Below are 17703 nucleotides of genomic sequence, written 5' to 3' on the forward strand. Positions count from 1 at the left end.
ACAAGAAGGAGACCGACATGTACCGACAACCGACGATGAAGGCCGCAGTTTGGCATGGCCGACGCGACATCCGCCTGCAGGACGTTGCCTGCCCCCCGCAACCTCAGGCGGGTTGGGTGCAAATCCGTGTGCAATGGTGCGGCATCTGTGGCTCGGACCTGCACGAATACCTGGCCGGGCCGGTATTCATTCCCACTGATACCGCCCATCCGCTCACTGGCCTCAAAGGGCAGTGCATTCTCGGCCACGAGTTCTGCGGCGAGATTGTCTCCGTGGGGGAGGGGGTTCAGAACTTTGCAGTAGGTGAGCGTGTGGCCGCCGATGCTTGCCAGCATTGCGGCAAATGCTGGTTCTGCCAGCAGGGCCGATACAACCTGTGCGAGAACCTCGCCTTCACCGGATTGATGAACAACGGTGCGTTCGCTGAACTGGTCAACATCCCGGCAAATCTGCTGTACCGCCTGCCGGAAGGTTTCCCGGCAGAGGCCGGCGCGCTGATCGAACCTCTGGCAGTTGGCATGCACGCGGTGAAGAAGGCCGGCAGCCTCCTCGGCCAGACAGTGGTGGTAGTCGGCGCTGGAACCATCGGTCTGTGCACCATCATGTGCGCCCGTGCCGCGGGTGCAGCCCGGATCATCGCTCTCGAAATGTCCACGGCGCGCAAGGCGAAGGCGCTTGAGGTGGGGGCCACCGAGGTGCTTGACCCCAGCCAGTGCGATGCCATTGCTTCGGTGCGCGAACTGACAGATGGATATGGTGCCGCGGTTTCCTTCGAGTGCATCGGCCACAAGACCACTGCCAAGTTGGCTATCGATGTCATTCGCAAGGGCGGGCGCTGCGTGATGGTGGGCATCTTCGAGGAACCCAGCGAATTCAACTTCTTCGAAATCGTCGCCACCGAAAAGCAGGTCATTGGCGCCTTGGCCTACAACGGTGAGTTCGCCGATGTCATCGCTCTGATCGCCGACGGCCGCCTGGACGTCACTCCGCTGATCACTGGGCGGATCGAGCTGGAACACATCCTCGAGCAGGGCTTCGAGGAACTGGTTAACAACAAGGACCAGAACGTGAAGATCATCGTCAGGCCGTCCGCGCCTGCCGCTGCCAGTCACTGATCCCATCGACGGAGGAAATCAGACATGTCTGCAACAATCAAAGAACGCAAACTCACCGTCGCCCGCGCCATGGCCGAGGCGATGGCCCAGGAAATGCGCCTCGACCCACGCGTCTTCGTGATGGGCGAGGACATTGGCCAACTCGGCGGGGTGTTCGGCAACACCCGTGGCCTGCATGAAGAATTCGGCAGCGCGCGCATTCGCGATACGCCTATCTCGGAAACCGCCTTCATCGGCGCTGCCGTGGGCGCGGCCTCTGACGGCATGCGTCCGATTGTCGAACTGATGTTCGTCGACTTCTTCGGCGTCTGTATGGACGCGATCTACAACCTGATGGCGAAGAACACCTACTTCTCCGGCGGCAAGGTCAGCGTGCCCATGGTGCTGATGGCATCCACCGGTGCCGGCTACTCCGACGCCGGGCAGCATTCGCAGTGCCTTTACGGCACCTTCGCTCACCTGCCAGGCATGAAGGTGGTGGTGCCGAGCAACGCCTACGACGCCAAGGGCCTGATGACCGCCGCCATTCGTGATGACAACCCGGTCGTCTACCTGTTCCACAAGTCGCTGCAGGGCATGGGCTGGCTGGGTACCGAAAAGGGCGCCACGGTGGCTGTACCGGAGGAACCCTATACCGTGGAGATCGGCAAGGCGAAGACGGTCCGCGAAGGCAGTGATGTCAGTATCGTCAGCCTGGGTGCCGGCGTGCATCACGCGCTGCGCGCTGCCCGGCAGTTGGAGCAGCAGGGTGTCAGCGCCGAAGTCGTGGACCTGCGCAGTCTGGTGCCGCTGGACCGTGAGCACGTCATCGCCTCTGTGCGCAAGACCGGCCGACTCATCGTTGTCGACGAGGACTATCACAGCTTTGGTGTGAGCGGCGAAATCATCGCCAGCGTCGTCGAACACGACATCGGGATGCTCAAGGCGCGCCCGCAGCGAGTGGCTTTCCCCGACATTCCGATTCCTTTCACACCGCCTATGGAGCAATGGGCGCTGCCTTGCGCAGCAAAGATCGTTGCGGCCTACCAGAACCTGAAGAACGAGGAATAACAACATGTCCAACTCAATCCTGATTCCCGCCGACCTCTGGGAAGGCGACGCCGAAGCCGTAATCACTTCCTGGCTGGTCAGTGATGGCGCCGAAGTTGGTCAAGGCGACCTGGTGGCAGAAATCATGTCTGAAAAGGCCCAGTTCGAGATCGAGGCACCAGCTTGCGGCGTGCTGAAAATCCTCGAAGAAGAAGACGCTGTGGTGGTCAAAGGCGCAACCATCGGGTTAGTGGAGTGAGCCATGGGGCACATACAGAATGTTGCTGCCCGTACCGGTAGCACCGTGCTCTTGAAAGGCATGCGAAAAATGATCGCTGCGAAGATGAGCGAAAGCTTGCAGACTGCCGCGCAACTGACTCATCACGCTGAATGCGAGTTGACCAACCTGCAGGCGAAACGGGCGCAGCTGAAGGCTGCGGGTAGCCAGGTATCGCTCCAGGACCTGCTGCTGTTTGAGATCGTATGTTCCCTGAAGAACCATCCGGGACTCAACGCAACCCTGCAGGATAACCAAATCACGCGGCATGGTTCGGTGCATCTCGGTCTGGCGATCCCGCTGCCGGACGATCTGCTGGTGGCGCCCGCACTGTTCGATGCCGACCAACTGGATGCGCAGGGCTTGGCATTTGCACGCCGGGCCCTGGTGGACAAGGCACTGTCCGGGAAGCTCTCGGTGAAGGAGCTGACGGGCGCCACGGTGACCGTGACCAACCTGGGGCTGTCGCGGGTGCGTTTCTTCACGCCCATCCTCAATGTCCCTCAGGTGGCCATTATCGGGCTGGGAGGCATCCAGCGTCGCCTGCAACGAGGTGCCGATGGTTCGTTATCAGAGCGCGACTTCATGGGTCTTTCGCTGACCTTTGATCACCGGGCCGTGAACGGGGCTCCTGCCGCAGACTTCCTCGATGATCTGTGCCAGCGAATCGAAGGGGTAGAGCCACCATAAGCCGGATCTGGCACGTCAGTATCGAGGCCGGCCTGGAGGCTGAGCGAAAAAGGCTGAGGACTAGTCGATTTCCTTAAGACAATCCAGCCGTAGCGGACGTTTGAAAAGCGTCCGCTTTTGGCTGTGGATTCAACCGGTCTGCGCGATGGGCGTCCGCATCGGCGGCCAGCCGAATTGGACGGTACCTAACATCTGAATGAGTTCCAGGTGCGGGAAGTACTATCAAGTGATCCGCCGAATCCAATGATTGCCTTGGTTTCCAGGTATTCCTCCAAGCCGTAGACACCATACTCACGACCATTACCAGAACGTTTGTAACCACCGAATGGAGCCATTGGATTCCAGGCGGGGTAATTCAGAAGCACTTGTCCCGCGCGGATACGAGAGGCCACTGCACGCGCCAGATCAAGGTCCTGAGACTGAACATGGGCGCCCAGTCCGTATACCGTATCGTTCGCGATAACGACCGCCTCATCGATCGTTTCATACGGAATGATGCACAGCACCGGCCCGAAAATTTCTTCTTGGGCGATCCGCATTGCCGTATCTACCTCGGAGAATACTGTCGGTCGAGCGTAGAAGCCCTTTTCAAAACCCGGCACACGTCCTGGTCCGCCGCAAACGAGTTTTGCGCCCTCACTCAGGCCAGCCTCGATCATGGCTTGCACGCGATTGAACTGGGCCTCGTTGGCAATGGGACCGAGCACCGTAGCTTCCGATCGCGGATCACCCACGATGATCGCATTGGCGGTTTCGGCTGCCAGCGATTCAACCTCCGCCAGCCGGTCCTTAGGTACGATCATTCGTGTCGGGGCGCTGCATGATTGTCCGACGTTGCGGAACGCTGACATCACGCCCAGTGGGACGGCTTTGGCAAAGTCGGCGTCGGGAAGCAGAATGTTCGGTGATTTGCCTCCCAATTCTTGTGTGACGCGCTTCACCGTATGGGCGGCCGCCTGTGCGACCAGCGCGCCCGCGCGGTTGGAGCCGGTAATCGAAATCATATCGATATCCGGGTGCGCAGCGATTGCTGCGCCGACCTCGGGACCACTTCCGTTCACGAGGTTGAAGACGCCAGGTGGAAGGCCCGCGTCGTGGACCAGTTGTGCAAAAAGAAGGGCGCTCAGAGGCGACAGTTCGCTTGGTTTGAGGACCACAGTGCATCCGGCGGCAATAGCCGGGGCGACTTTCGCGGTGATTTGATAAAGCGGCCAGTTCCACGGAGTGATGAGACCGCAGACGCCTATGGGTTCGCGTTCAATCGCGGTTCCATCTTCAACCGTCTGGAAACGATAAGTGGACAGCAGGTCGCGGGCGACCCGAACGTGTTCGGCCGCGAGAGGCACTTGCATTGCCCGGGCGGAACCGATGGCAGCACCCATTTCGAGGGAGAGGGCCTGCGCGAGCACTTCTTTTCGCTCAAGGATGAGCTCGTGGATCTTTCCAAGGACAAGCGCGCGCGACTCTGCGCAGGTAGCAGACCAACCAGCAAACGCTGCACGCGCGGCAACTACTGCCCGATCAACATCCTCGGCGGAGCCTTGCGCGACCTGCGCAACGACCTCTTCAGTTGCCGGATTGACCACCGGCAAACTTGCCGGGATCGCCGGGGACGACCAACAGCCATTGATATAAAATTTGTGAGACGTTTGCGGATCAACGCTGTAGCTATTCGAAGATTGTATTGTCATCCAACTGGCTCCCTTGAGCGGTAACAGGCACTGCAAGCAGCAGAGGGCGGTCTGGCTCGCGACCCGGCAAGGCCGCTGAAAAATAGATCAGGCCGAACGTGGAAATCACCAGAACATCGCCGTGGCGACCAGGACATCGCTATGCCGCGTCTTCTCAATAAGCTAACAAAGCGTGCCAGATAAAATGTGCTGTTCTTGAGGTTTGCAAGGGAGAATCTGCCGTATCTGCCAGGCTGACTTTGTATGAGAGCAAGTTGACCCGATTTCGTCAGTAACCTTGCTGATAGACAGCTCGATGAGATCATTACCAGTCAGTGCGGTCGCAGGCTCATCGGTGGCGGTGGTGGGCCATATAGACAAGCAGGAAGGGACGTGGTGCTGCATCGTGCAATGCGCCGCCTTTGTAGAGTTGTCGCGACGCGTACAGATGTTGCGTTGACCGGCATGTCACGCCTATCGCTAATAGAAGCAAGGTTGTCCCAACGCGCATTGACTCTTGACTGGCCCCGCCTCACCTCGCAGCACAATCAGCGGGCGCGTCCTCAGCGAATGCCCCCGATCTCCTTCCGCCAGTCATGAATACTGCCGCACATGGCGTTGTGCATGGCTTGCCAGCGCACCATAACAGCCCGCAAAGGCGTAGAAACAGGGGCTGGAGCGCCCGAGTCTGGAGCATCCCGCAAAGTCTGCTGAGCAAGCCCTGCAAAACGGTGGTTTGTACCAAGCAGCCTATACTTTTAACAGTTTATGCATGGTCTCTTGGTGTTGTAATAAATCCGTGATGCAGCGTTGCTCCGATGCTTCCAGAGCGGAGTAACTGTTTGCCCCGTCATGACCTCAACAATCATTAAGGACCGCACTCATGAGCTTTCTTCGACCCAAGTTTATTACCTTTGACTGCTATGGCACGTTGACCAACTTTCAAATGGGAAACATGACGCGCGAACTGTTCGCCGATCGTGTCCCTTTTGAGCAAATGGATCAGTTCGTCAAGGACTTCTCCGCCTATCGTCTGGATCAGGTGATGGGTGACTGGCGGCCGTATGATGAGATTATCAAGACCGCCCTGGCGCGGGTCTGCAAGCGTTGGGGTGTCGAGTACAAAGGCGAAGGCCAGCTCTACTACGACGCCGTACCGACTTGGGGGCCACATGCCGACGTGCCGGCTGGCCTGGCGAAAATCGCCGACAAGATTCCCCTGGTGATTTTCTCCAACGCGATGGACGAGCAGATCATGTCCAACGTCGACAAGCTCGGCGCACCTTTCCATAAAGTCTTCACCGCCCAACAAGCCCAAGCCTATAAGCCGCGCCTGGCCGCCTTCGAGTTCATGCTCGATAACCTCGGCTGCGGCCCAGAAGACGTTCTGCATGTGTCCTCGAGCTTTCGTTATGACCTGATGCCGGCCAACGACATGAAGATCAAGAACAAAGCCTTCGTTGCTCGTGGTCATGAACAGCCGGCGAATGCCGTCTATGGCTACCACCAGATCCCGGATATCGGCGCATTGCCCGGGTTGGTCGGTCTCTGAGTCTCAGGGCACTCTTCAAGGCAAAAGGGGTTAGACATGGGCAGTGAGTCCTATTGGCTCGATACCGCACCGCAATTCACCGGTGCTCAGCTCGGCGCATTGCCCGGGCAGGTCGATGTGGCCATCGTCGGTGGTGGTCTCACCGGCCTGGCGGCGGCCCGAGCCCTGGCCTTGAAGGGGGCCAGTGTGGTGGTGCTGGAAGGAGGGCGAGTGATTGGCGAGGCTTCGGGGCGCAATGGTGGCCACTGCAGCACCGGCGTTGCCCAAGACTACGCGGCACTCAGCGCCAGCCTCGGCGCTGATAAGGCGCGTGCTTATTACCAAGCCTATGAAAGCGCCGTACAGAGCGTCGTTTCATTGGTGGAGCAGGAGCAGATTGCCTGCGACCTCAAGCGCAATGGCAAGCTGAAGCTGGCCGCCAAACCGATGCATTACGAAGGTTTGGCGCGCACCTGCGAATTGATTCGGCGGGAGGTCGACGCCGACGTCGAGTTGCTCTCTCCAGAAGAAGCCCGTGCTGAAGCCAACTCGGCCCAGTTCCATGGAGGCATGCTGCAGCGCAACGGCGTGCAGATGCATGTCGGGCGCTTCGGTGTCGGGCTTGCCGAAGCAGCAGCACGTCACGGCGCATCGATCTTTCAGGGCGTGTCGGTGACGGACTGGAAAGCCAGCGCTGGCGGCTATCAGGTCAACACCACCAAGGGCTCGCTACACGCCACGCAAATTCTGCTGGCCACAGGCACGTGCCAGCAGGGCGGATTGGGCTGGTATCGGCGGCGGATCGTGCCGGTGGGCAGTTTCGTGATCGCCACGGAGGTGCTACCGCAGGCCCTGATCGACAGCTTGCTACCGGCACGGCGTTCCTATGTCACCAGCCGCATGATCGGTAACTACTTCCGCCTGACGCCGGACAACCGCTTGCTGTTTGGCGGTCGTGCCCGGTTTGCCATGTCCGACAGCATTTCCGACGCCAAGAGCGGCAAGGTATTGCAGGCGGCGATGGTCCAGATGTTTCCGCAACTGGCTAGCGTGAAGATCGATTACTGCTGGGGTGGTCTCGTGGATATGACCTCCGATCGGTTGCCCCGGGCCGGGCAGCATGGAGGGGTTTATTACTCCATGGGTTATAGCGGTCATGGGGTGCAAATGTCGGTACACATGGGGCAGGTCATGGCCGAGGTAATGGCCGGCAAGGTCGAGGCCAACCCGTGGCGCGAACTCGATTGGCCAGCCATTCCCGGGCATTTCGGCAAACCCTGGTTCCTGCCTCTGGTGGGTGCGTATTACCGCCTGCAGGACTACCTGCACTGAGTTCATGTGGTTGCTTCTCATTTTTACGTTTCAATCACGCTGCGCTTAATCGCCAGCACTTGAGCCTTATCATTTGCGAAAGGTTGGACTGACATGACTGACGATAAAAAGAATATCGACTCCCAGTTGATCACCGGTGAAGAAAGTCTGCGTGTTTTTGAAGGGCTCAATCGCGGCATGTCACGCCGCAATGCATTGCAAATGCTGGGGTTGGCAGGGGTGGCCGCAGTGGGGGCTGGCAGTCTGTTCGGCGCCGCTGGCAAACTGTTTGCCGATGATGAAGGTGCAAGCCCTGGCAAAGGCAAGCCTGGCGGTCGTATCCGCGTTGCAGGCTCGTCCAGCTCCACCGCCGACACCCTGGATCCAGCCAAAGGTTCGTCGTCCACCGACTACGTGCGTCACTACATGTTCTACAACGGCCTGACCCGTTTCGACAGCCATATGGTGCCGCAACTGGAGTTGGCCGAGCGAATTGAAACCACTGACGCCACGCTCTGGGTCATCAGCCTGCGCAAGGAAGTGACCTTCCACAACGGCAAGCCCCTGACCGCCGCTGACGTGGTGTTTTCCCTGTTGCGGCACAAGGACCCGATCACCGGTTCCAAGGTCCTGCCGCTCGCGTCGCAGTTCGCTGAGGTCAAGGCCGTCGGCACCCACGAAGTGCAGATTCAATTGAGCGGCCCGAATGCTGAATTGCCGTCGATTCTTGCCATCTCTCACATGTTGATCGTTCCCGAGGGTACGAGCGATTTCAGCCAGGGCATCGGTACCGGTCCGTTCAAGGTCAAGGAGTTCAAGCCCGGGGAGCGTTCGATTGGTGTGCGCAATACCAATTACTGGAAACCCGGCTTGCCGTATCTGGACGAGATCGAATTTATCGCCATTGCCGACGAGCCGTCACGGATCAACGCCCTGTTGTCGGGCGACGTGCACATCGTCAACGAGGTTAACCCGCGCTCAACGGCTCGCATCAAGGCCAGCACCAGGCATCGGGTCGTGGACTCGCCGTCGGGTAACTACACTGACCTGATCATTCGTCAGGACCAGATGCCAGGCCAAAGCCCGGAATTCACCCAGGCCATGAAATACTTGCTGGACCGCGAGCAGATCAAGTCGGCGATATTCCGTGGCTACGCCAGGGTCGGCAACGATCACCCGATCGCACCCGGTGCGCGCTTCTTCAACGCCGACCTGCCACAACGTGCCTACGATCCGGAAAAAGCCAAGTTCCTGCTCAAAAAGGCCGGCATGGAAAGCATCACTATGCCGCTGATGTGCTCGCCGGCTGCGACCGGTTCGGTGGACATCGCCGTGCTGCTGCAGCAGTCAGCCAAACAGGCGGGGCTCAAGCTCGACGTCAACCGTCTGCCGAGCGATGGCTACTGGTCCAACCATTGGGCGAAGCACCCACTGAGCTTTGGCAACATCAATCCGCGGCCCAATGCCGACATGCTTTTCTCGCAGTTCTTCCAGTCGACAGCACCCTGGAATGAGTCCGGCTGGAAAAACGAACAGTTCGACCAACTGTTGGTACAAGCCCGAGGTGAAACCGACGAGGCCAAGCGCGGCAAGATGTACGCAGATATGCAAACCCTGGTGCATGAGCACAGCGGTATTGGCGTGCCGGTGTTCATCAGCAACATCGATGGCGCCGATCAGCGAGTCAAGGGCTACGGCACCAACCCCCTGGGCGGTTTCATGGGGTACATGTTTGCCGAGCAGGTCTGGCTGGACGCTTGATGAAAGTCGGGTTTTTGCTGCAGTTACATAGCATGAGGATAGGGTGATGAATAGCAACACTCTGTGGTTGATCGGCCGGCGCCTGGGCGCGGCGATCGTGACCTTGTTGATTGTGTCCATGGTGGTGTTCGCCATCACGGCGGTGCTGCCGGGAGACGCGGCACAACAGTCTCTGGGGCAGTTCGCCACGCCCGAGCAGGTGGCAGCCTTGCGCCTGAAAATGGGGCTGGATCAGCCCGGTGTGTTGCGTTACCTGCACTGGTTGATGAGCCTGCTTAGCGGTGACATGGGGCAGTCGGTATCCAACGCCATGCCAGTCAGCGACTTGATGGCCGGGCGTCTGCCCAACACCCTGATGCTGGCGGCCGCCACGGCGCTGGTATCAGTGCCGGTGGCGTTGATTCTGGGCATCGGTTCGGCCATGGGCCGGGGCGGGCGCATCGACAGTGTCCTGAGCTTTTTTACCTTGACCATGGTAGCGGTGCCAGAGTTTCTGGTTGCGACCCTGGCAGTGCTGATTTTCGCGGTGAACCTGGGTTGGTTGTCGGCGTTGTCCTACGCCAGTGACATCACATCACCCTGGCAATTCATGCGCACTTACGCCTTGCCGGTGATGACGCTGTGCTGCGTGATTGTCGCGCAGATGGCACGCATGACCCGGGCGGCGGTGATCGATCAGCTCGACAGCCCTTACGTGGAGATGGCCCGACTCAAAGGTGTGAGCAAGATTCGGATCGTTCTACGCCATGCCTTGCCCAACGCCATCGGGCCCATCGCCAATGCCATCGCTTTGAGCCTGTCTTACCTGTTGGGCGGGGTGGTGATCGTTGAAACGATCTTCAACTACCCCGGCATCGCCAGCCTGATGGTCGATGCCGTGACCAACCGCGACATGGCCCTGGTTCAAGCCTGCACCATGCTGTTTTGTACGGCGTATTTGACGTTGGTGCTGATTGCCGACCTGTGCGCGATTCTTTCCAATCCGAGGCTGAGAAATCAATGAACAATCTCATTGTGAAATCGCCGGCTACTACAAAATTGGCGCTGGGCAAGGTTTCCCACGGATCGTCCTGGCTCGGCCTGGTGGGTGCCGCGATGTGTGTGATCTGGTTGCTGGTAGCCATCTTCGGCCCGTGGCTGGCACCGCATCCTGTGGGGGAAGTGGTCTCCGACAATGTCTTCGAAAACCTGAGCGCTGCTTACCCGTTCGGCACCGATTACCTGGGCCGCGACATGCTCAGCCGGATCCTCGTCGGCGCACGATTCACCGTCGGCCTGGCCTTGGTGGCGGCGGTGTTGGCCAGTGGTCTGGGCACCAGCTTCGCGTTGCTGTCGGTGGTGTCGCCGAAGTGGCTGGATGAGTTGATCAGTCGCTTGATGGACGCCTTCATCTCGATCCCCAGCAAGATGCTGGCGTTGATCATGGTCTCGGCTTTCGGCTCCTCGGTCACCTTGCTGATCTGCACGGCGGTATTGAGCTTCACCCCGGGTGCATTCCGCATCGCCCGCAGCATGGCGGTGAACATTGAAGCGCTGGAGTACGTGCAGGTAGCTCGTACCCGTGGCGAGCGCCGGTTGTATGTGGCTTGCGTGGAAATTCTGCCGAATATGCTCAACCCGGTGCTTGCAGATCTGGGGCTGCGCTTCGGTTTCATCGTGTTGTTGCTCAGCGGTATGAGTTTTCTTGGCCTGGGTGTGCAACCGCCGGATGCCGATCTCGGGTCGCTGGTGCGCGAAAACATCGGCGGTCTCTACCAGGGTGCGCCTGCCATCGTGATTCCGGCTTTGGCCATCGGCACCCTGACCATCGGTGTGAATCTGTTTATCGACCGACTGTCGTCGCGACGTAGCCGACGTTCGGGAGGTCATTGAAATGAGTGCATTAATTAGCGTTCAGGACCTGCGAGTGGTCGCCTGTGGCGAACTCGGTGATGTGGAAATCGTCAAGGGCGTAAGCTTCTCCCTGCAGAAAGGCGAAGTGCTGGCGTTGATCGGTGAGTCCGGCTCCGGCAAGACCACTATCGCCCTGGCGTTACTCGGTTATGCCCGACGCGGTTGTCGGTTGGCGGGCGGGGTGGTGCAGGTCGGCGAACACGACATGCTGGCGTTGAGCGAAGGCGAGCTGCAAGGCTTGCGCGGCAACCGTGTGTCGTACATCGCCCAGAGCGCCGCCGCGGCGTTCAATCCGGCGAAAAGACTCATCGACCAAGTGGTGGAGGGCGCGTTGATTCATGGCCTGGGCAGCAGGACTGTGCTTGAGGCCAAGGCCATCGAGTTATTCCGCGACCTGGCCCTGCCAGACCCCGATCACATTGGCCAGCGTTACCCTCATCAGGTTTCCGGCGGGCAACTGCAACGGGTGATGGCGGCCATGGCGCTGATCAGCGATCCATTGCTGGTGGTGCTCGACGAACCGACGACGGCACTCGATGTGACCACCCAGATCGATGTACTGCGGGCGTTCAAACGAGTGGTACGCGAACGTGGCGCGACGGCAGTCTACGTATCCCACGATTTGGCCGTGGTGGCGCAGATGGCCGATCAGATCGTGGTGCTCAATGGCGGCGAGATCTTCGAACAGAGCGCCACGGCACCCTTGCTTAAAGGCCCGGCCCACGAATACACCCGCAGCTTGCTGGCGGCAGCACGGCCGGACACCACCATCCGTCCACCCTGCGGTGTCGCTGAAGACACGCCTTTGCTGACTATCCAGGGACTGACCGCCGGTTACGGCAACAAAAACGCGCATGGCATGCCATCGATCCTGGTATTGGAGGACATTGATCTGACGGTTCGCAGAGGCCAGGCGATTGGCGTCATCGGTGAGTCAGGTTCTGGCAAGTCGACTTTGGCGCGGGTGGTGGCCGGGTTGTTGGAGCCGGCGCTCGGGGGACTGACCTTCGATGGCCAGCCCCTGGGTGGCAGCCTGTCGTCGCGCACCGATGAGCAGTTCCGACGTATTCAAATGGTCTTTCAGAATGCCGACACCGCGCTCAACCCGATGCACAGCGTCAGCACTATTCTGAGTCGCCCGCTGAAGATGTATTTCGGCCTCAAGGGTGCGGCTTTGCGCGAGCGTATCGGTGAGTTGCTGGATCTCGTTCGTTTGCCGCGCACGCTGGCTGAACGTCGTCCGAACGAACTGTCCGGCGGGCAGAAACAACGGGTCAATCTGGCCCGGGCCCTGGCTGCCAAACCGGATCTGATTCTCTGCGACGAGGTGACCTCGGCACTGGATACCGTGGTCGGTGCAGCGATTCTCGAACTGCTGCGCGACCTGCGCCAGCAACTGGGGGTGTCCTATCTGTTCATCAGCCATGACATCTCCACCGTGCGAGCCCTGTGCGACGACATTGTGGTGATGTACAGCGGCCACAAGATTCAGGCCGGTACTCGACAATCGTACGCTGAAGCACCCTTCCATCCCTATACCGATCTGTTGATCCACTCAGTGCCGGAGTTGCGTCAGGGCTGGCTGGAAAGCTGCGGAACAACGACCTGTGGCACGCTGCCGCCCATTGGTGCAAAAGCCAATGTGCCGGGGCTGTGCACCTTCCTCAATCGCTGCCCGGTGCGGGTTGACGGTCTGTGCAATTGCGTTGCGCCGGACCGKCGGATGATTGTTGGCGGCAGTGAAGTCCTTTGCCATCACGACAGTGCCGAGTTGCTGAAAACCCAGAAGGATTCAAACAGCATGACCGCGGGAGTCTATGCATGAACGGGCGTTTCGTAAGGCTGGCCGAACAGGGCCGGCCCATCATCAAACTTCAGGTAGACGGCAAGCCTATCGAGGCGCTGCAGGGCGATACGCTGATGGTCGCGTTGCTGACTCAGGGTTCGGCCTTGCGCCAATCGGAGTTCGATTCGGGCCGCCGCGCCGGTTTCTGCCTGATGGGAGCCTGCCAGGACTGTTGGGTCTGGACCCGCAGAGGCGAGCGTCTACGCGCCTGTTCCAATGAGGTCCGTGAAGGCCTGGATATTGTCACCACACAACCGGAGGCGATATGGCCACTGCGCGGCTGAGCACTCATCGAGTCGTTATCGTCGGCGCCGGGCCGGCCGGTACACGTTGTGCCGAAACCCTGGTCGCCGCTGGATTAAAGCCCATCCTGATCGACGAGAATCGCCGGGATGGCGGGCAGATCTACCGTCGCCAGCCCGAAGGTTTTACCCGGGATTACGCCACGCTGTATGGCACCGAAGCCGCCAAGGCCAACGATCTGCACCAGAGCTTCGATCGTTTGCGCGGGCAGATCGACTATCGCCCGGACACGCTGGTGTGGAACCTGACACCGGGGCAACTGTGTTGTGTCAGCCAGGGCAAGCACTCGACGGTGGATTACGACGCGCTGATCCTCTGCACCGGTGCCACCGACCGCTTGATGCCGATCGAAGGCTGGCAGTTGGCGGGCACGTATAGTCTCGGCGGTGCGCAGATCGCCCTGAAATCTCAGGCTGTGTCCATCGGCCACCGCGTGGTGTTCATGGGCAGCGGGCCTTTGCTGTATCTGGTTGCCAGTCAGTATGTGAAGGCGGGAGCGAAGGTCGCGGCAGTGCTCGACACTTCGCCTCTGAGCAAACGCATCCTTGCCATGCCGAAACTGCTGGCGCGCCCGGGGTTGCTGTTCACCGGGATGAAGTTATTGGCGCAGTTGTATCGCGCGAAGATCCCGGTGCATCTGGGCATTTCGCCGCTTCAAGTGCAGGGCGATGCGGCCAGCGGTGTCAGTGGCGTACGCGTGCGCACGGCACGTGGTGAGACCTTGACGGTGGATTGCGATGCCGTCGCGCTGGGTTATCACCTGCGCCCGGAAACTCAACTGGCCGACCTGGCCGGTTGCCGTATGCGCTTCGATGAAGCGTCGAGCCAATGGTGGCTGGCTACGGATGAAGACGGCCGGACCTCGGTCAGCGGTGTGTATGCCGCCGGTGACGGTTCGAAGATTCGCGGCGCCGACGCCGCCGAGCACGCCGGGCGCCTGGTGGCCATGGCGCTGCTGGAGGATCTGCAGCATCCGGTGAACATCGGGTTGCGCGACGAACAACGGCACGCGCTGACGGTAATGGATCAGTTTCGTCTCGGACTGGCCCAGGCGTTTCCGTGGCCTTCTGCCCAGGCCAAAGCGCTGCCGGACGAAGCGATCGTCTGCCGTTGCGAAATGATCACGGCCGGCGAGTTGCGCCGTACTGTCAGTGAGAAGGGGGCCTGTGAAGTTAACCGGGCCAAGGCCTTCAGCCGGGTCGGCATGGGCCGCTGCCAGGGGCGTTATTGCTCGCAGGCCGGGGCAGAGGTGATTGCCGCTGCCGCGGGCGTCAGCGTGCAACAGGTCGGCCGACAACGGGGTCAGGCGCCGGTCAAACCCCTTTCGATACTCACCGAGGAGGTGTCGCCATGACGGTACAGAAAGCCGATGTCGTGATTGTCGGCGGCGGCCTGATGGGCTCAGCGGCGGCGTTTTTCCTGCGTCAGCGCGGGCAGTCGGTGATCTTGCTGGAGCGCGACCAGATCGGTCAGTACGCCAGCGGCGTGAATTTCGGCAACGTGCGACGTCAAGGGCGTTACCTCGGGCAGCTGGAACTGGCCAATCGTTCCTGGGCGTTATGGAAGCGTCTGCCGGAGCTGATCGACGATGACCTGGAATTCATCGCCAGCGGGCATATGCGGGTGTGTTACCGCGAAGACGAGATCGCCGAGCTGCAAGCCTACGCAGACGCCCCTGAGGCAGAGCAGCTGGAGCTGAAGATCTTTAGTGGCGACGAATTACACAAGCGTTTTCCGTTTCTCGGCCCGGATGTGAAAGGCGGCTCTTATGCCCCCCACGATGGGCATGCCAACCCGCGTCTGGCGGCCCCGGCATTTGCCCGCGCGGCACGACGCCTCGGTGCGCAGATCGAAGAGCGCACGGAAGTGGCCGAGGTGCATAAGATCGGCGGTGAGTTCCACATCAGCACCACCGACGGTCGTCAGTTCTGTGCCGCTCAGCTGTTGATCACCGCTGGCGCCTGGGGCCAAAAACTCTCGGCGCAATTCGGCGAACCGGTGCCGCTGGAAACCCATGGTCCGCAAATGGCCGTGACCGAGCCAGTGCCTTACGCCTTGCCGACAGTCATCGGTGTCTATACCAAGATTCCCGAGGAAGTGATTTATTTCCGCCAAATACCCCGTGGAAACATCATCATCGGTGGCGGCTATCGTAGCGAGCCGGACATGCTCAACCGCCGGGCCTATGTCGAGCCGCGCAGCATTCTCAATCAGTTCGATCAGATGCGTCGCCTGCTGCCGGGTGTCGGCAACCTGAACATCATTCGGGTCTGGAGTGGTATCGAAGGTTACCTGCCCGATTCCCTGCCCATAATGGGGCCAAGCGGCACCGTTGATGGCTTGTTCTATGCCTTCGGTTTCTCCGGCCATGGCTTCCAGCTCGGTCCGGGCGTGGGCGACGTGATGGCCGAACTGATCAGCACCGGCAGCACCAGCACTTCGATTTCGCCGTTCTCCATCAACCGGTTCGCTTCTTCAGTCGAGCAACGGAGCAAGGTCTCATGAAACCCCGCGTGCTGGACATTCTCAAACGTCTGATGGCCTATGACACCGTCTCTTCGGAGTCGAACATGGCCTTGATCGAATACGTGCGCGATCTGCTGCTGACCAAGGGCATCGAGTCGCTGATCGTCAAGGACTCCACTGGCAAAAAAGCCAACCTCTTCGCCAGTACCGGGCCGCGGGAGGTGCCGGGGATTCTGCTGTCCGGTCATACCGACGTGGTGCCGGCAGCGGGGCAGGCCTGGACCTTTCCGGCGTTTCAGGCAACGGTGCAGGACGGACGGATTTACGGGCGTGGCAGTTGCGATATGAAGGGCTTTATCGCGCTGGCTATCGACGCCATGCTCGATGCCGCCGACTATTCATTGAACCGGCCATTGCAGCTGGCGCTCTCCCATGATGAAGAGATCGGCTGCGTCGGCGTGCGGCGTTTGCTCGACGTGCTGCACCTGGCGCCGGTGCGGCCGTTTTTGTGCGTGATTGGCGAACCTACCAACATGCAGTTCGTGCTCGGGCATAAGGGCAAGGGTTCTTACCGCACTTACTGTCGCGGCCTGGAAGCGCATTCCTCGCTGGCACCGCGTTCGGTCAATGCGATTCACGTGGCCTGCGATTTCATCGCGGTACTGCGTCAGAGCCAGCAGCAACTGCAAGAGCAGGGCGCGCAGGATACCGACTATGACGTGCCCTACAGCACCGTACATGTCGGGCAGATTGTCGGCGGCAAGGCGCTGAACATCGTGCCGAACTTGTGCACCCTGGATTTCGAAGTGCGTAACTTGCCGGCGGACGACCTGGATCAGTTCCTGGAACAGATGCGCGAGCGTGCCGAAGTGATCGTGCGCGAAGCGAAAAAACTGTCCAGCGCGGCGGATATCGAGATCGAAACCCTGAACGTCTATCCGGGCCTCGATACCCACCCGAGCGTCGAAGCGGTGCGCTTCCTGAAAAACTTCGCCGCCCCGGACACCGGCACTGCCAAAGTCTCATTCGGCACCGAGGGCGGGTTGTTCAAACAACGCCTGGATGTGCCGGTGGTGGTCTGTGGCCCGGGCTCGATTGAACAGGCGCACAAGCCTGACGAGTTCATCGAGATCAGCCAAGTGGAAGCCGGCGAGTACTTTCTGCAAGGGGTGTTGGGCTCGTTGCGGCTGTAGGGCTGTGCCCACTTAGCATAGGTATCTACACATCTGCCCGATTTTTAGGGGGGACATATCCGTTGCTGCGGTCACGGCTACTTAGGGTTCCGCCCTTACGGCCAGCCCTTTCAAGGTGTTTTCCCTTTATGGGCTTTGAGCACCCGATCCGTCGACACATGAGCATGCGCAGCTTTGCCGTCCAGCCACTCCTTGGGTTTGGCGATTTTGGGACCACGTATGCTTTTGGCCACTTGCTTGGGCTTGATATTCCTGGCGAGCGCCAACAGTCGTGTTGCCAGCGTTTCTGAGGTCGTTTGAAGTGTCAGGTAATCCGAGGGCAGTGCGATCTGCATGCCCTCGTATCCGCTACGCACTTGTACCGTCAGATGGAAGATCGAAGCTTCCCAGCCTTTGGGCAATGTCTCGCGATGAGCCTGTTCCACACTGCGCTTGAGCACTGCCAGGACGTTGTAGGCCAGGATCGCTGAAGCAAATCCCAGCAACGCCGCCCGCGGAGCGCCAAGGCTTTCGATTTCACTGTCCAGCACCGACTCCAGGCGCTGGAACATCCCTTCGATACTCCAGCGACGACGGTATAACTCGGCGATCTGCCCGGCGCTGACGGTGTCGGGCAAG

At 60.0% G+C, this 17703-nt stretch carries 15 protein-coding genes and 1 pseudogene; 14 read left to right on the plus strand and 2 right to left on the minus strand.

Annotated features, from left to right (window positions below; genetic code table 11):
- Nucleotides 1-35 precede the first annotated feature (35 nt).
- The 4 genes from AC1DRN_RS23545 to AC1DRN_RS23560 are packed head-to-tail and all read left to right on the plus strand — an operon-like array spanning nt 36 to nt 3111.
- On the plus strand, nt 36-1115 hold the full coding sequence (locus tag AC1DRN_RS23545; RefSeq protein WP_223458992.1) for a 2,3-butanediol dehydrogenase: 1080 nt from the start codon (nt 36-38) through the stop codon (nt 1113-1115).
- Nucleotides 1116-1139: 24 nt separating this feature from the next.
- Complete coding sequence (locus AC1DRN_RS23550) at nt 1140-2165, plus strand: alpha-ketoacid dehydrogenase subunit beta (protein ID WP_223458789.1); 1026 nt, start codon at nt 1140-1142, stop codon at nt 2163-2165.
- Nucleotides 2166-2169: 4 nt separating this feature from the next.
- Complete coding sequence (locus tag AC1DRN_RS23555; RefSeq protein ID WP_223458791.1) at nt 2170-2403, plus strand: lipoyl domain-containing protein; 234 nt, start codon at nt 2170-2172, stop codon at nt 2401-2403.
- Between the two features lie 3 nt (nt 2404-2406).
- Nucleotides 2407-3111 carry a 2-oxo acid dehydrogenase subunit E2 gene (locus AC1DRN_RS23560; RefSeq protein WP_108219368.1) on the plus strand — a complete coding sequence of 235 codons (705 nt, stop codon included), beginning with the start codon at nt 2407-2409 and terminating at the stop codon, nt 3109-3111.
- Nucleotides 3112-3296: 185 nt separating this feature from the next.
- On the opposite strand, the gene AC1DRN_RS23565 is transcribed toward AC1DRN_RS23560, so the two are convergent.
- Complete coding sequence (locus AC1DRN_RS23565; RefSeq protein WP_223458793.1) at nt 3297-4802, minus strand: aldehyde dehydrogenase family protein; 1506 nt, start codon at nt 4800-4802, stop codon at nt 3297-3299.
- Nucleotides 4803-5664: 862 nt separating this feature from the next.
- On the opposite strand from AC1DRN_RS23565, the gene AC1DRN_RS23570 reads away from it, so the two are divergent.
- From AC1DRN_RS23570 to argE, 10 genes are all read left to right on the plus strand, one after another.
- Nucleotides 5665-6333, plus strand: a complete 669-nt coding sequence (locus tag AC1DRN_RS23570; RefSeq protein ID WP_008017124.1) for a haloacid dehalogenase type II — start codon at nt 5665-5667, stop codon at nt 6331-6333.
- Between the two features lie 36 nt (nt 6334-6369).
- The gene (locus AC1DRN_RS23575; RefSeq protein ID WP_223458797.1) at nt 6370-7644 is read left to right on the plus strand and encodes an NAD(P)/FAD-dependent oxidoreductase; all 1275 of its coding nucleotides are present in this window, start codon (nt 6370-6372) and stop codon (nt 7642-7644) included.
- Nucleotides 7645-7737: 93 nt separating this feature from the next.
- Entirely contained in the window at nt 7738-9384 is a 1647-nt protein-coding gene (locus tag AC1DRN_RS23580; protein ID WP_457265721.1) for an ABC transporter substrate-binding protein, read from the plus strand.
- Between the two features lie 46 nt (nt 9385-9430).
- Complete coding sequence (locus AC1DRN_RS23585; RefSeq protein ID WP_151213984.1) at nt 9431-10387, plus strand: ABC transporter permease; 957 nt, start codon at nt 9431-9433, stop codon at nt 10385-10387.
- Nucleotides 10384-11256, plus strand: a complete 873-nt coding sequence (locus AC1DRN_RS23590) for an ABC transporter permease (protein WP_457265720.1) — start codon at nt 10384-10386, stop codon at nt 11254-11256. Before AC1DRN_RS23585 ends, AC1DRN_RS23590 begins: the two co-directional genes overlap by 4 nt.
- A 1-nt stretch (nt 11257) precedes the next feature.
- Entirely contained in the window at nt 11258-13102 is a 1845-nt protein-coding gene (locus AC1DRN_RS23595; RefSeq protein WP_457265719.1) for an ABC transporter ATP-binding protein, read from the plus strand.
- Nucleotides 13099-13407: a (2Fe-2S)-binding protein gene (locus AC1DRN_RS23600; protein ID WP_457265718.1), complete on the plus strand. Its 309-nt coding sequence runs from the start codon at nt 13099-13101 to the stop codon at nt 13405-13407. The genes AC1DRN_RS23595 and AC1DRN_RS23600 overlap by 4 nt, the downstream gene beginning before the upstream one ends.
- Nucleotides 13389-14780 (plus strand): FAD/NAD(P)-dependent oxidoreductase, encoded by a 1392-nt coding sequence (locus tag AC1DRN_RS23605; RefSeq protein ID WP_457265717.1) that lies wholly within the window; start codon nt 13389-13391, stop codon nt 14778-14780. Before AC1DRN_RS23600 ends, AC1DRN_RS23605 begins: the two co-directional genes overlap by 19 nt.
- Nucleotides 14777-15931, plus strand: a complete 1155-nt coding sequence (locus tag AC1DRN_RS23610; RefSeq protein WP_223458807.1) for an NAD(P)/FAD-dependent oxidoreductase — start codon at nt 14777-14779, stop codon at nt 15929-15931. Before AC1DRN_RS23605 ends, AC1DRN_RS23610 begins: the two co-directional genes overlap by 4 nt.
- The gene (gene argE / locus AC1DRN_RS23615) at nt 15928-17085 is read left to right on the plus strand and encodes an acetylornithine deacetylase (RefSeq protein ID WP_223458809.1); all 1158 of its coding nucleotides are present in this window, start codon (nt 15928-15930) and stop codon (nt 17083-17085) included. The genes AC1DRN_RS23610 and argE overlap by 4 nt, the downstream gene beginning before the upstream one ends.
- A 110-nt stretch (nt 17086-17195) precedes the next feature.
- Here argE and AC1DRN_RS23620 read toward each other — a convergent pair.
- Nucleotides 17196-17703, minus strand: a pseudogene (locus tag AC1DRN_RS23620) (IS4 family transposase); the annotation flags it as partial.

It is taken from the genome of Pseudomonas sp. P5_B3 (genome assembly GCF_056400405.1).